This window comes from Sphingobium nicotianae (genome assembly GCF_018603885.1).
Taxonomy (GTDB): domain Bacteria; phylum Pseudomonadota; class Alphaproteobacteria; order Sphingomonadales; family Sphingomonadaceae; genus Sphingobium; species Sphingobium nicotianae.
Window position 1 is genome coordinate 77,556 of record NZ_JAHGAW010000008.1, and the last position, 13,981, is coordinate 91,536.

General features: G+C 64.9%; 10 protein-coding genes. 6 read left to right on the forward strand and 4 right to left on the reverse strand.

The window, feature by feature from the left end; all coding sequences use genetic code 11:
- Positions 1-6 precede the first annotated feature (6 nt).
- Genes KK488_RS12905 through otsB form a run of 3 tightly spaced genes read right to left on the reverse strand, consistent with a single transcriptional unit; the run spans position 7 to position 3,982 of the window.
- Positions 7-1,497 carry an alpha,alpha-trehalose-phosphate synthase (UDP-forming) gene (locus KK488_RS12905; protein ID WP_214624096.1) on the reverse strand — a complete coding sequence of 497 codons (1,491 nt, stop codon included), beginning with the start codon at positions 1,495-1,497 and terminating at the stop codon, positions 7-9.
- Entirely contained in the window at positions 1,494-3,290 is a 1,797-nt protein-coding gene (locus KK488_RS12910) for a glycoside hydrolase family 15 protein (RefSeq protein WP_214624097.1), read from the reverse strand. Before KK488_RS12910 ends, KK488_RS12905 begins: the two co-directional genes overlap by 4 nt.
- Positions 3,287-3,982 (reverse strand): trehalose-phosphatase, encoded by a 696-nt coding sequence (gene otsB / locus KK488_RS12915; RefSeq protein ID WP_250890387.1) that lies wholly within the window; start codon positions 3,980-3,982, stop codon positions 3,287-3,289. Before otsB ends, KK488_RS12910 begins: the two co-directional genes overlap by 4 nt.
- Before the next feature lie 150 nt (positions 3,983-4,132).
- Here otsB and KK488_RS12920 point away from each other — a divergent pair, with 150 nt between their 5' ends.
- The 6 genes from KK488_RS12920 (at position 4,133) to KK488_RS12945 (ending at position 12,635) form a co-directional block, all read left to right on the forward strand.
- The gene (locus KK488_RS12920) at positions 4,133-4,597 is read left to right on the forward strand and encodes a low molecular weight protein-tyrosine-phosphatase (protein ID WP_214624099.1); all 465 of its coding nucleotides are present in this window, start codon (positions 4,133-4,135) and stop codon (positions 4,595-4,597) included.
- Positions 4,598-4,813: 216 nt separating this feature from the next.
- Positions 4,814-6,769, forward strand: a complete 1,956-nt coding sequence (locus KK488_RS12925) for an extracellular solute-binding protein (RefSeq protein WP_214624100.1) — start codon at positions 4,814-4,816, stop codon at positions 6,767-6,769.
- 139 nt (positions 6,770-6,908) lie between these two features.
- The gene (locus KK488_RS12930) at positions 6,909-8,843 is read left to right on the forward strand and encodes an extracellular solute-binding protein (RefSeq protein WP_250890389.1); all 1,935 of its coding nucleotides are present in this window, start codon (positions 6,909-6,911) and stop codon (positions 8,841-8,843) included.
- Complete coding sequence (locus tag KK488_RS12935) at positions 8,840-9,937, forward strand: microcin C ABC transporter permease YejB (RefSeq protein ID WP_214624101.1); 1,098 nt, start codon at positions 8,840-8,842, stop codon at positions 9,935-9,937. Before KK488_RS12930 ends, KK488_RS12935 begins: the two co-directional genes overlap by 4 nt.
- The gene (locus KK488_RS12940; protein ID WP_214624102.1) at positions 9,937-11,013 is read left to right on the forward strand and encodes an ABC transporter permease; all 1,077 of its coding nucleotides are present in this window, start codon (positions 9,937-9,939) and stop codon (positions 11,011-11,013) included. Before KK488_RS12935 ends, KK488_RS12940 begins: the two co-directional genes overlap by 1 nt.
- Complete coding sequence (locus tag KK488_RS12945) at positions 11,010-12,635, forward strand: ABC transporter ATP-binding protein (RefSeq protein WP_214624103.1); 1,626 nt, start codon at positions 11,010-11,012, stop codon at positions 12,633-12,635. The genes KK488_RS12940 and KK488_RS12945 overlap by 4 nt, the downstream gene beginning before the upstream one ends.
- Positions 12,636-12,669: 34 nt before the next feature.
- Here the strand turns inward: KK488_RS12945 and KK488_RS12950 are convergent, their stop codons facing one another.
- Complete coding sequence (locus KK488_RS12950) at positions 12,670-13,905, reverse strand: SAM-dependent methyltransferase (RefSeq protein WP_214624104.1); 1,236 nt, start codon at positions 13,903-13,905, stop codon at positions 12,670-12,672.
- Positions 13,906-13,981 lie beyond the last annotated feature (76 nt).

A 13,981-nucleotide genomic window follows, 5' to 3' on the forward strand; every position in this document is an offset into this window, starting at 1 on the left:
CGGCGGTTACCCGAAGCTCCGCGCTTCCACTGGATGAGCGCCGCCCTCGTGATGACCACCGCCGCCATGGCGCGCTTCCTCCAGTGAGATCACGTCCGCCCCGTCCTGTTCCGGTTCCGTTCGATCCTGCTCGAGCGCGTCCAGGAAAGTCCGCAGCCACCAATGGACATCCTCGCGCTCGACCGATTTCAGCAAGGCGCGATGCCGCTGCCGGCGCTCTTCGAGCGGCATGCGCAGCGCTTGTGCCAATGCGTCTGAAAGCTCCTCGGGACTATAGGGATTGACCAGCAGCGCCTCTGTCATCTGCTCCGCCGCGCCAGCGAATTTCGAGAGGATCAACACGCCCGGATCCTCCGGGTCTTGCGCGGCCACATATTCCTTGGCGACAAGGTTCATGCCGTCGCGCAGGGGTGTCACCAGCCCCACGCGCGAGGCGCGGAACATGCCGGCGAGCGAGGTGCGGTCATAGCCGCGATTGACGTAGCGCAGCGGCACCCAGTGCACTGTCGCGAACTCGCCGTTGATGTGGCCGGAGAGCGCATCGAGCTGTTTGCGAATGTCCTGATAGCTCACGACCTCGGCGCGCGAGGGCGGGGCGATCTGCAGCAGCGAGACCTCCTCCTGGAATTCCGGTTGGTCGAGCAGCAGGCGCTCATAGCCATGGAAGCGCTGTTCCAGCCCCTTGCTGTAATCGAGCCGGTCGACGCCGATGATCAGGCAGCGGTCGTGCAGGCTGGCGAGCATCTCCAGCCGCGCGCTTTCCGCTTCCTCGCTGGCGGCGCTTGCCATGAAATCCTGTGTGTCGATGCCGATCGGGCAGGCGATAACGCGCGTCACCCGGTCGCCGATGCGGATCGTGCCCAGTTCGTCGACATCGACGCCTTGGAACTCGCTGACGACATATTCCATGAAGCTGTCGAGCCAGGCCTGGCACTGGAAGCCGATCAGGTCATAATCAAACAAGGCCTCCACCAGCTGACGATGGCTCGGCAGCGAGAGCAGCAGCCGCATCACCGGCCAGGGCGTATGCAGGAAGAAGCCGGTGCGGTTGCGGACACCACGCTGGCGCAGCTCGCTGCCAAGCGGGATGAGGTGATAATCATGCACCCAGACGAGATCGTCTGGCGCGATCAGCGGCATCAGCGTGTCGGCGAAGCGAGCGTTGACCCGTTCATAGCCGCCGGCAAAACCGCGCTCGAACTCGGCGAGGTCGATGCGGTCGTGGAAGAGCGGCCAGAGCGTGCGGTTGGCGAAGCCGTTATAATATTCCTCGACGTCCTGCGCTTCCAGATCGATCGTCGCGGTGGTCACGCCGTGAGTCTTGGAAATGTTGATCTGGCCGGTAAACTCGTCCGTCTCGTTGCCCGACCAGCCGAACCAGATCCCGCCCGTCGCGCGCAGAGCCGATGCCAAGGCGACCGCGAGGCCGCCCTGATTGGCTTTTCCGTCACCCGTCGGCGGGCTGACACGGTTGGAAACGATGATGAGGCGCGTCATCTCAGGGCGCTCCAGGGTTTGCTCAATAGCACGGCACAGTTGATCATGCCTACTAACGAGTAGGTCTGGGGATAGTTGCCCCAAAGTTCACCCGTTATGGGATCAATGTCCTCGGAAAGGAGACCAGCCGAAGTTCGGCGGCTCAACATTTCCTCAAATAAATCACGCGCTTCCCTGTTCCGACCGGTGGCATGCAGGGCTTCGATCAGCCAGAAGGTGCAGACATTGAACGCCGTGCTGGGGAGGCCGAAATCATCCTCCGTCGCATAGCGCAGCATGTTGCTGCCGCGCCGCAGGCCTTCCTCGACCGCCGTGAGCGTGCTGCCGAAGCGCGGGTCTCCCGGCGAGAGGAAGCGCAGGTCGAGCAACTGGATGATACTGGCGTCGAGATCGTCCCCGCCGAAGGTGGCGGACATGCGCCCCGTCTCGTCGCGCCAGGCGGCTTTCTCGATCGCGGCGCGGATTGTGTCGGCGCGATCCTGCCAGAAGGTGGCGCGTTCCGGCAGGCCCAGCGCGCTTGCTGCGTTGGCGAGCCGGTCGCAGGCCGCCCAGCACATCGCGGCCGAATATGTGTGGACATGGCTCCTGGTGCGCAGCTCCCACAGGCCCGCGTCAGGCTTGTCATGCACTTGCCAGGCGAGTTCGCCGACCGTCTCCAGCGCATGGAAATCGTCGATGCCGCTCATCCGGAACAGACGTTGATCGAAGAAGCTCTGAGTATTGGAGAGTACGATCTGGCCATAGGCGTCGTGCTGGATCTGCTCCGCCGCCTGGTTGCCGACACGCACCGGCCCCATGCCGCGATAGCCTGCGAGCCCTTCCGCGATCCACTCGGTCAGCGTCGCCTCGCCGCCGACGCCATAGAGCGGCTGGATGTGCCCACCACGCGCATTGTCGACGATGTTGCGCAGATATTCGAGATAGCTCTCCAACACGTCGAGCGCGCCGAGCCGGTTGAGCGCCTGCACCGTATAATAAGCGTCGCGGATCCAGCAGTAGCGATAGTCCCAGTTGCGGCCGCTGTCGGCATGCTCGGGAATCGAGGTGGTGAGCGCCGCGACGATCGCGCCGGTCTCCTCATGCTGGCAAAGTTTGAGGGTGATCGCCGATCGGATCACCGCCTCCTGCCACTCGACCGGGATGGCGAGGCCGCGCACCCAGGCCTGCCATTCGCGCACGGTGCGGTCGAGCATCGTGTCCAGCGCCGGGCGCAGATCCTCCGAGAAGCTCTCGTCCGGCCCCAGGAAGAAATGCAACGGCCGCTCGACGCGGAACAGCCGCTCGTCGAGGATCCAGCCGACCGGGGCGGTCGTGGTGAGCCGCATGGTCATGGCGTCGAGCAGATAGCGGATGTGGTTTGTGCCGCGCGTCTGCGCCGGATCGCGCGCGCCCCAGTCTCGCGAGGGGCGCAGGCGGATGCGGATCCGCGGGCTTCCCACCACTGGGCGCACGATCCGGGCGAAGGCGACCGGCCGGAACATCCGCCCTCGGCGGAAGAAGCGCGGGCAGAAATCCGTGATCTCGACACTGTTTCCGGCGCTGTCGGTGTGGCGCGTCACCAGCACCGGCGTGTTGCGGACATAATGCTGGGTCGTGGTGACGCAGTCCTCCAGGTCGATCTCCCAGAAGCCGCGCGCGCCGGGCGCCGCACGCTCGGCGGGATCAAGCAGGGAGGAGAAGGCCGGATCACCGTCGACGCGCGGCACGCAGCCCCACACGAAGCGCCCATTGCGGTCGACGAGCGCCGAGACCTGGCAATTGCCGATCGGCCAGAGATCGAGCGTCGCGGTCATGCAGTGATCCGGGCGAGCCAATCGTGCACGCTGGCCGGGTCGGGCAGGGCATAGAGCGCCGCGGTGACCGTCCGCGAGCCGACAAGGATACCCGCGCCACCCAGATCCCGCGCGGCGACAAAGCCCGGCTCGTCCGTGTCGTCATCCCCCAGGAAGAAGGGCCGCGTTCCCGCCATCGGCGCGCGGCCCATCAGCATGCGCACGGCCTTGCCCTTGTCGCCGCCGGGCAACCGCAGCTCGGCCATCATCTTGCCCGGCTGGAACTGGAGGTTGAGCGCCTCGGCGAGTTCCGCAGCGAGCGTCCGCACCTCCGGTTCGATCGTCGGCGCCGTGCGATAATGCAACGCGACGCCGTAGCTCTTGTCCTCGACCCGCACGCCGGCATGGGCATCGGCGAAGTCCCGCAACCGGGCATGGGCTTCGTCGAGCGCCGGCGGCCGCACCGGATGCGCGGCGATTCCCTGCCAGCGATGCTCGCTGCCATGACTGCCCGAAATTGCCAGTTCGTGCGCCAGCGGGCCCAGTATCGCATCCATTTGCGCGATCGACCGGCCGCTGACGATCGCGACCCGGCCGTCGAGCCGCTCCGTCACGCGGGTCAGGAGTCCGCGCAGCGACGCATCGGCGACCACCGATCCAGGATCGTCGACCAGATCAAGCAACGTCCCGTCGAGGTCGAGGAACAGGCTCATTTCCCGTGGCGGAACGAGCGGCGGCACGGCAAGGCGCGGCTTGTCGAGAATGAGCGGTCTCCCATTTCGTTGAGTCGGCAAGTGAACGCATCGGGCGGCGAGGGCGTTCCCGCACATGACAGTGCCGGATCGTCCTGCTACCGCCGATCGATGCCGATCCCGTCCGTCCTGTTCGTCTGCCTCGGCAATATCTGCCGCTCGCCCCTAGCCGAGGCCGCGTTCCGGCAGGCCGCCGCGCAAGCCGGGCTGGCGGCGATCGCGGATTCGGCCGGCACCGGCGACTGGCACGTCGGCAATCCGCCCGACCGGCGCGCGCAGGCGATCGCCCTGCGCCACGGCATCGACATTTCCGCCTATCGCGCCCGCCAGGTCGAGCGCACGGATTTCGACCGGTTCGACCAGATCTTCGCGCTGGATGGCGACAATCTCACGGCGCTGCGCCTCTTCGCTCCGGCAGGCGGCAGGGCGCGCGTCTCGCTGCTGCTCGATCTCGTCCCGGGACGCGAGGGTGAGGCTGTCGCCGATCCTTATTTCGGTCTGGATGACGGCTTCGACATCACCTGGCGCGATGTCTCGGCGGCTGCTCGGATGCTCGTCGCACGGCTGCAGGACTGATCGCCCGCTCTTTGCATCCGGCAGTGGTGGACCTTGTCATCTAAGCTGTGCGCTTGGGCAAGTTCGCGGTTCACGCTGAGCGCGATCGATCGCATTGCGTTATCCCCGACAAATTGCTTAATGTGTGTACTAAAGCTGCATTCGACCGAGTCGCAGAAAAGGCCGGCGGATTCAGACTGTTCGGGGCCGAGGAGCCCGTTTGGAGAGGAAGACGATATGCTGCTTCGCGGCGCGTCACGCGTGCTGCGCACCGGGCGAAATGCGCTGGTGCTGCTGGGACTGCCGCTGCTCCTTTCTGCCAACGTCGCCAACCGGGCTATGCCCGCCAGTTCCGCGACCGCGCCGACCCGCGACGACCCGGCGAGCATCACCACCAGCCATGGCTATGCCGTGTTCGGCAAGCTCAAATATCCCGCCGGCTTCACCCATCTCGACTATGTCAATCCAAACGCGCCGAAGGGCGGCACCTACCGCTTCGCCAATGGCGGTACGTTCGACAGCCTCAATTATTTCTCGGTGATGGGCACGGCGCCCTTCGCGCTCACCTTCATCTATGATTCCCTGATGCAGCGCAGCCTGGACGAGCCTGCCTCTTATTACGGCCTGATCGCCGAGACGATCAGCTACCCCAGGGATTTCGCCTGGGCCGAGTTCAGGATGCGCCCGCAGGCGCGCTGGCATGACGGCCAGCCGATCACGCCCGAGGATGTGATCTTCACGGTCAAGGCGTTCGGCGGCCTCGTCGCGCCCGCCTATCGCCGCATCAGCCAGTCGATCGACAAGGTCGTCAAGACCGGGCCGCGCAGCGTGCGCGTCTATTTCAAGCTCAAGAACAACCCGACGATGCCGAGCATCGTCGCGCAGATGCCGATCCTGCCGGCGCACTATTATCGCAGCCGCGATTTCACCCGACCGACGCTCGACCCGCCGCTGGTCAGCGGGCCCTACAAGATCGGCCGGTTCAGTGCCGGGCGCTGGATCGAGCTGGTGCGGGTCAAGGATTATTGGGCAGCGAACCTGCCGATCAACAAGGGCCGCTTCAATTTCGACATCGTGCGGCACGATTATTATCGCGACGTCAACATGATGCAGCAGGCCTTCCTCACCGGGCAGGCCGATTGGCGCACCGAGCTGGCGCCCTCGCGCTGGGCCGCGCAGGACAGGATGCCCGTCTATCGCAACCGGAATATCGTGCGTGCCACGGTCCCTTACGCGAACGGCGCCTATTATCAGTCGATCTTCCTCAATTCGCGCGTGCCGCAGCTGGCCGATCGGCGCGTGCGTAAGGCGGTGCTGCTTGCCTATGACTATGAATGGGTGAAGCGCGTGGTGCTGGGCGGCTATTATGGCCGGCTGCGCAGTTACTTCGCCAACACGCCCTTCACGGCGGAAGGCAGCCTGCCGAATGCGGAGGAACTGGCGCTGCTCGCGCCCTATCGCAAGCAATTGCCCCCTGAGGTGTTCACGCGCCCGCCGAGCTTGCCGGTCGGCGGGACGTGGGACTTGCGCAGGCGCAATCTGATCGAGGCAGCCGCGCTGCTGCGCCAAGCCGGCTATCGCTACCAGGATGGCAAGCTGATCGATCCGCGCACCGGTCGCCAGATGGTGCTGACCCTGAGCGCCGCGTCGGCGCTGTACGACCGGCAGGTGTCGCTGTTCCTCGCCAATCTGCGCAGCCTCGGCATCGCCGCAGAGTATCGCGCCTTCGACACGTCACAGTTTCGCAACCGGGTGCGCAATTATGATTATGATATGATGATCACCGCCCCCCTGTTCGCGCCTTTGGCCGCGCCGGGGCTGGAGATGATGCAGGCCTGGTCATCCAAGGCCGCCGGGACCCCCGCCTCGACCAATTATGCCGGCATCCGCAGCCCGGCAGTCGATGCTCTGGTCAGGACGATCGCGACGGCGCGGGAGCGGCACACCATCATCGCGGCGATGCGCGCGCTCGATCGGGTGGCGATGTGGGGCTATTATTCCGTGCCCCTGCAGCACATCTTCCCCGCCCCGTTGGGTGAGATGCCGATCGCCTACTGGAACAAGTTCGGCCGTCCGCCGGTCGAGCCGACCTATTATTTCCCCATGATGCTCATGGAGCATTGGTGGATCGACAAGGCCAAGGAGGCGAAGCTCAGCTACGGCGATTATGCGCGCCGCCGCGCCGGATTGTGAGGCCGGACGTGGGCGCGCCGACATGCCTTCGAACCAAATTGTTTAATCTCTCAACCAAAGCTAGTCTGACGGATGTCGGCGCGCCTGCCGGCATTCACGGGACGCCGAACAGCGGCGCCCTTCATGGGAGAGAGCCACGATGCTGAGCCCCGCTGCGGCGGCCCTGCGGCCTGCCTGTATGCGCCCCGCGCGCCGCCTGGTGTCGCTTCGCTTCCCGGTTCGCCTGCTCTGCACCCTTCTGCTGCTCCTGTCCGTCGATGTCGCGCCGGTGGCCGCGCAGGACGACGGCCCGTTGATCAGCAGCACCAGCTACGCCGCCTTCGGCAGGCCCAAATATGCCCCCGGCTTCACCCACTTCGACTATGTGAATCCCGATGCGCCCAAGGGCGGCACCTATCGCTATGCCAATACCGGCAGTTTCGACAGCCTGAACCTCATGAACCTGCTCGGCACCGCGCCGCTCGGCTTGGTGGTGATCTATGACAGTCTCATGCGCCGCGCGGGCGACGAGCCGGCCGCGCGCTATCCGCTGGTCGCCCGGTCGATCACTTATCCCAGGGATCTGGCCTGGATGGAGTTCCATCTCGATCCGCGGGCGCGCTGGCACGACGGGCGGCCGATCACGCCGGAGGACGTGATCTTCACGATCGATCAGGCTAAGGGGCTGGTGACGCCCGCCCTAAAACGCGTCCAGACCGCCGTGGCGCGGACGCAGAAGACCGGGCCGCGCAGCGTGCGCATCTATTTCACCGCGAAGAACAGTCCGAGCTTGCCGACCACGGTCATGGACATGTGGTTGCTGCCCGCCCATTATTACCGCACGCACAATATCATGGCCGCCAGTCTCGACCGTCCGTTGGCGAGCGGACCTTACAAGATTGGCAAGTTCAGCGCCGGGCGCTGGATCGAGTTCGAGCGGGTCAGGGACTATTGGGCGCGCGATCTGCCGGTCAACAAGGGACGGCACAATTTCGACATTCTCCGGCAGGATTATTATCGGGACGGCACCGTCGCCAACGAAGCCTTCCTGGCGGGCAACAGCGATCTCAAGTTCGAGAGCAGCGCCCAGCGCTGGGACACGGAGGCGCGGATGCCCGTCTTCCGCTCGGGCCAGATCAAGCGCGAGCTGATCCCCTACAGCAACGCCTCGCTCTATGTCGGTATCGTCATGAACACGCGGCGCGCCTTCCTCGCCGATCGGCAGGTGCGCCGGGCGCTGATGCTGGCCTATGATTTCGAATGGTCGCGGCGTGTGCTGCTGAAGGGCCATCATGGCCGCATCACCAATTTCTTCACCAACAGCGAGTTCGCCTCGCGCGGCCTGCCGAGCGGGGAGGAGTTGAAACTGCTGGAAACGGTCCGCGACAAGGTGCCGCCCGAGCTGTTCACCAGGGCGGCCAGTTTCCCGATCGGCGGCAGCTGGACAAATCGCCGGGCCAACATCGTCGCGGCCGCGGAGATCCTGCGCAGCGCCGGCTATCGTATCGCGAATGGCCGACTGCTCGACCGGCGCGATCAGCCCGTCACGCTCAATCTCGTCAGCTACTCGCCACTGATGGACCGGCAGGTATCCCTGTTCATCGAGAACGCCCGGCAGCTCGGCATCGCCGTTAATTATCGCTCCTTCGACACCGCGCAGTTCCGCCAGCGGCTGCGTAATTATGATTACGACCTGCTGCTCAACGCGCCGATGTTCGCGGGCTACGAGACGCCGAGCTACGGCATGACCCTGATGTGGGGGTCGAAAGCGGCCGACACGCCGCAGCAATTCAACTATCCTGGCGTCAGGAATCCGGCGGCGGACGCGATGCTCTCCGCGATGCTGACCGCCCGGAATCGCGAGACCACCGTGGCGGCGATGCGCGCGCTCGATCGCATCCTGTTGTGGAATTACTACGCCATTCCCATGCATCACATTTACCCGGCGCCGATCGGGCAGATGCCGGTCACATACTGGGATCGCTTCGGCCACCCCGCCAGGCAGCCGACCTACAATTTCTCCTTCACATCGCTGGACACCTGGTGGCTCGACCCCGTCAAGGATGCCCGGATCACGCAGGGACGATATCAATGACAGCGCTCTGGTCTTATATCGCGCGGCGCCTGCTGCTCATGGTGCCGACCCTGATCGGCATCGTGACGGTGAGCTTCATCATCATCCAGTTCGTGCCCGGCGGGCCCATCGACCAGATCCAGGCGCGCTTCGCCGGGCAGGCGATGGACGCGACCGCGACGATCGGCGGCAGCACCGATACCAGCGCGACGGCTGGCGGCGGCAGCGGCGGCGGCCTCACCATGACTGGCGAGCTGGACCCCGAGATGGTGAAGGATCTCGAGAAGCTCTACGGTTTCGACAAGCCGGTGCTCACGCGGTACCTCAAGATGCTCGGCGACTTCGCCCGCTTCAAGTTCGGCAACAGCTATTTCAAGGACCAGCCAGTCGTCGATCTGATCGTCTCCAAGCTGCCGGTCTCGATCTCGCTCGGCCTGTGGACCACCGCCATCACCTATCTCGTCGCGCTGCCGCTCGGCATCCGCAAGGCGGTGCGCGCCGGCACGCAGTTCGATGCGTGGACCAGCTTCTTCGTGACGATCGGCTATGCCATCCCCGGCTTCCTGTTCGCGGTGCTGCTGGTCGTGCTGTTCGCCGGCGGCAATTTCTGGAGCATCTTCCCGGCGCGGGGGTTGGTATCGGAGAATTGGGCCGAGCTCGGGACGATGCAGAAGATCGGCGACTATTTCTGGCACATCACCTTGCCGGTGCTTGCCATGGTGATCGGCGCCTTCGCCAATCTCACCATGCTCACCAAGAACTCGATCCTCGACGAGGTCTCCAAGCAATATGTGACCACCGCAAGAGCCAAGGGCCTCAGCGAGAACGGCGTCCTCTACGGACATGTGTTCCGCAACGCGATGCTCATCGTCATCGCCGGCTTCCCCGCGGCGTTCGTCGGCGTGCTGTTCACCTCCTCGCTGCTGATCGAGGTGATCTTCTCGCTGGACGGGCTCGGGCTTCTGGGATTCGAGGCGACGATCAACCGCGACTTCCCGGTCATGCTGGGCTCCTTGTTCATCTTCTCGCTGCTCGGTCTCGTCACCAATCTGCTCGGCGACATCACCTATGTGCTGGTCGATCCGCGCATCGACTTTGAAAGGCGGGACGTCTGATGAACGCCGAGACACAGGTCGCGCCCGCGACGGCCGCGCGCCGTTCCAGACATTGGATGAGCCCGCTCAGCCGCCGCCGCTGGGCCAATTTCGGGAACCACAAGCGCGGCTATTACAGCCTGTGGATCTTCCTGACGCTCTTCGTCGTCAGCCTGTTCGCCGAGCTGATCGCCAACGACAAGCCGATTCTGATGACCTACAAGGGATCGCTCTACGCCCCGGTCTTCAAGGATTATCCGGAGACAGTCTTCGGCGGAGTGCTTGAGACCGAAGCCAATTTCCAGGATCCCGCCGTCCGCGCGATGATCGCCAAGGGCGGCGGCTGGGCGATCTGGCCGATCATTCCCTACAGCTATCGCACGATCGACTATGGCATCCCGACCGCCGCGCCGGCGGCGCCCTCCGCGCGCCACTGGTTCGGCACGGACGATCAGGCGCGCGACGTGCTCGCCCGCCTCATCTACGGCTTCCGCCTGTCGGTGACATTCGGCCTGCTGCTGACGCTCTGCAGCTCGATCATCGGCATCACCGCCGGCGCCATCCAGGGTTATTTCGGAGGCTGGATCGACCTCATCATGCAGCGCGGCATCGAGATACTCCAGAGCCTGCCGATGCTCTACCTGCTCATCATCATGTCGAGCTTCCTGCAGCCCGGCTTCTTCGCTTTGCTGGGCGTACTGATGCTGGTCTCGTGGATGACACTGGTCCACGTCGTGCGTGCCGAGTTCCTGCGCGCGCGCAACCTCGACTATGTCCGCGCCGCCCGCGCGCTCGGCCTCGGCAACCGCACCATCATGTTCCGGCACATCCTCCCCAATGCGATGGTCGCCACGATCACCTTCCTGCCCTTCATCTTGAGTTCGTCGATTACGATCCTGACCGCGCTCGATTTCCTCGGCTTCGGCATGCCACGCGGCTCCCCGTCGATCGGTGAGCTGCTCAACCAGGCCAAGAACAATCTCTACGCGCCGTGGCTCGGCATTGCCGGCTTCGCGGTGATGGCGACCATGCTCTCGCTGCTGATCTTCATCGGCGAAGCGGCGCGCGATGCCTTCGATCCGAGGAAATCGACATGACCGACACGCCGCCGCCCCTGCTCTCCGTCGAGGATCTGTGCTGCAACTTCCGCTCGGAAGGGCGGATCGTCGAGGCGGTGAAGGATGTCTCCTTCACCCTCGGCAAGGGCGAGACGCTGGCGCTGGTCGGCGAGTCAGGCTCGGGCAAGTCGACCGTCGCCATGTCGGTGCTCCAGCTGCTGCCCTATCCGATCGCCTTCCACCCCTCCGGCGCGATCCGGCTGGACGGGCAGGACATCGTCGGCGCGAGCGAGAAGGTGATGCAGACCATCCGCGGCAATCGCGTCGCGCTGATCCCGCAGGAGCCCCTGACCGCGCTCAATCCGCTGCACACGATCGACCGGCAGATCGTCGAGGCGATGAAGCTGCACGATCCGGGCATCTCGCACGCCAATGCGATCGCCAAGACCATCGACCTGCTCAAGCTGGTCGGCCTGCGCGATGCGGAGAACCGCCTCCGATCCTATCCGCACCAGCTCTCGGGCGGCCAGCGCCAGCGCGTCATGATCGCCATGGCGCTGGCCAACGAGCCGGACCTGCTGATCGCCGACGAGCCGACCACGGCGCTCGACGTGACCGTGCAGGCACAGGTGCTCGATCTCCTGAAGGACCTGCAGGAGCGGCTCGGCATGGCGATGCTGCTCATCACTCACGACCTCGGCGTCGTACGCAAAATGGCCAAGCGTGTCTGCGTGATGACCAACGGCAGGATCGTCGAGGCGGGCGACACCGCGCAGATCTTCGACGATCCGCAGCATGCCTATACCCGCAAGCTGCTCGACGCGACGCCGCGCGGCGATCCGCTGAAGATCGAGGGCGAGCCGGCCGCGCTGGTCAGCACCGACGATCTCAAGGTCCATTTCCCGATCAAGGGCTGGTTCGGCCGCCCGCGCGCCTTCGTGAAAGCGGTCGACGGGGTCAGCATCGCGATCCCGCGCGGCCATACGCTGGGCGTGGTGGGCGAGTCCGGCTCGGGCAAGTCGACGCTCGGCCTCGCGCTGCTGCGCATCAGCCGCAGCGATGGCGCGATCATCTTCGACGGCGAGAAGCTCCACGAGCGCAACTGGAAGCAGATGCGGCCCCTGCGCCGCCGCATGCAGATCGTCTTCCAGGACCCCTTCGCCTCATTGAGCCCCAAGATGACGATCGGCCAGATCGTCGGCGAGGGCTTGCCGATCCACCGGCCCGATCTCTCGCCGGACGAGCGCGGCGAAGCGGTCGCCCGGATCATCCAGGAAGTCGGCCTGCCGCCCGACGTGTTGGATCGCTATCCGCACGAATTTTCAGGGGGCCAGCGCCAGCGCATCGCCATCGCCCGCGCGATCATCCTCAAGCCCGATCTGGTCATCCTCGACGAGCCGACCTCCGCGCTCGACATGTCGGTGCAGGCCCAGATCGTCGACCTGCTGCGCGACCTGCAGGCAAGCCATGGCCTGACCTATCTGTTCATCAGCCACGATCTCAAGGTGGTGAAGGCGCTTGCCCACGAGGTGGTGGTGATGAAGGACGGCAAGATCGTCGAGCAGGGCACGTCCGAGCAGATCTTCACCAACCCGAAGACCGACTATACGCGCGATCTCATCACTGCGGCGCTGGAACTGCGGGCAAGGAAGGCGGCGTAAGGAGCTTGGGGAAACGTCTCCCCGCGTCGACGCCTCAGCCCAGCGCCCGGTAGCGCGCCTCAGCTTCACTCATATAGTCGCGGGTGATCGGCAGGGTCTGGCGATTGCGGACATATTGGAGCTGGTAGATGGTCTGGCTGCCATAGAGGAAGCCGGATGCCGCCGCCGCCAGATAATAGGTCCACATGCGATAGAAACGCTCGTCGTACAAAGCGACGATCTGCGCCTTCGCGTCCACGCAGCGCTGATACCAGTGGCGCAGCGTGTGGTAATAATGGAGCCGCAGCACCTCGATGTCGGTGGGCAGCAGCTTGTTGGGCTCGCTGCCCTGGAGAATTTCCGAGAGCGCGGGGGCATAGCCGCCCGGGAAGATATATTTGCGCGTGAAGGCGTCGGTCGATGAGGGGCCGTCGAGCCGCCCGATCGTGTGCAGCAGCAGCACGCCATCGGGCTTGAGCAGATTCTGGCAGACGCGGAAGAATTCGCGATAGTGGCGCGCGCCGACATGCTCGAACATGCCGACCGAGACGATCCGGTCGAACGGGCCCTTGACGTCGCGATAGTCGATCAGCTCGAACTTGACGCGGTCGGCCACGCCCGCCTCCTGCGCGCGGCGCCGGGCGACCTTGAGCTGCTCCTCGGAGAGTGTGACGCCGAGCACGTCGACATCCGCCACCCGATTGAGATACAGCGCCATACCGCCCCAGCCGCAGCCGATGTCGAGCACGCTCTGGCCGGGCTTCAGCGCCAGCTTGGCGGCGATATGCGCCTTCTTGTCGAGCTGGGCCTGCTCCAGGCTCACCGTCTCCGGATCGGTGAAATAGGCGCAGCTATATTGCCGGTCCTTGTCCAGGAAGAGGTCGTAGAGCGTGTCCGACAGGTCGTAATGATGCGCGACATTGGCCTTCGAGCGGTCGCGCTTGTTGTAATTGTCGTACCAGTGCTTGAGCCGTTCGCCGGCGCGGCCGATCAGGCTCGGCTCGCTGAGCGCGGTCCCTCTCTCGAGCGCGGTCTGCGACGTGACCAGCATGATCAGATGCCAGATCGTCCCCTCGTCGAAGACGAGCCGGCCATCCATGAAGCACTCGCCGGCGCCCAGCTCAGGATTGGAGACGATGGCGCGCGGCACGGCCTTGTCGGTCAGCCGGATGGCGACATCGGGCCAGCCGGGCGAGGGTGCGCCGAGGCGCTCCTGCACTCCGTCGGCATATGTGATCGCAAGCGTGCCCTGCTTGATGACCTTGCCCAGCAGGCGAGACAATATCCTCATAGGGGCGTTTCTATAACGCCCCGCGCGGCGCCGTCACCAGCTTTCGTGCATCAATGATGCGGAGCGTGACATGGTC

Coding starts and splice junctions, on each gene's coding strand:
- KK488_RS12905 (WP_214624096.1), bottom strand. CDS start 1,497: ATGACGCGCCTCATCATCGTTTCCAACCGTGTCAGCCCGCCGACGGGT.
- KK488_RS12910 (WP_214624097.1), bottom strand. CDS start 3,290: ATGACCGCGACGCTCGATCTCTGGCCGATCGGCAATTGCCAGGTCTCG.
- otsB (WP_250890387.1), bottom strand. CDS start 3,982: ATGAGCCTGTTCCTCGACCTCGACGGGACGTTGCTTGATCTGGTCGAC.
- KK488_RS12920 (WP_214624099.1), top strand. CDS start 4,133: ATGCCGATCCCGTCCGTCCTGTTCGTCTGCCTCGGCAATATCTGCCGC.
- KK488_RS12925 (WP_214624100.1), top strand. CDS start 4,814: ATGCTGCTTCGCGGCGCGTCACGCGTGCTGCGCACCGGGCGAAATGCG.
- KK488_RS12930 (WP_250890389.1), top strand. CDS start 6,909: ATGCTGAGCCCCGCTGCGGCGGCCCTGCGGCCTGCCTGTATGCGCCCC.
- KK488_RS12935 (WP_214624101.1), top strand. CDS start 8,840: ATGACAGCGCTCTGGTCTTATATCGCGCGGCGCCTGCTGCTCATGGTG.
- KK488_RS12940 (WP_214624102.1), top strand. CDS start 9,937: ATGAACGCCGAGACACAGGTCGCGCCCGCGACGGCCGCGCGCCGTTCC.
- KK488_RS12945 (WP_214624103.1), top strand. CDS start 11,010: ATGACCGACACGCCGCCGCCCCTGCTCTCCGTCGAGGATCTGTGCTGC.
- KK488_RS12950 (WP_214624104.1), bottom strand. CDS start 13,905: ATGAGGATATTGTCTCGCCTGCTGGGCAAGGTCATCAAGCAGGGCACG.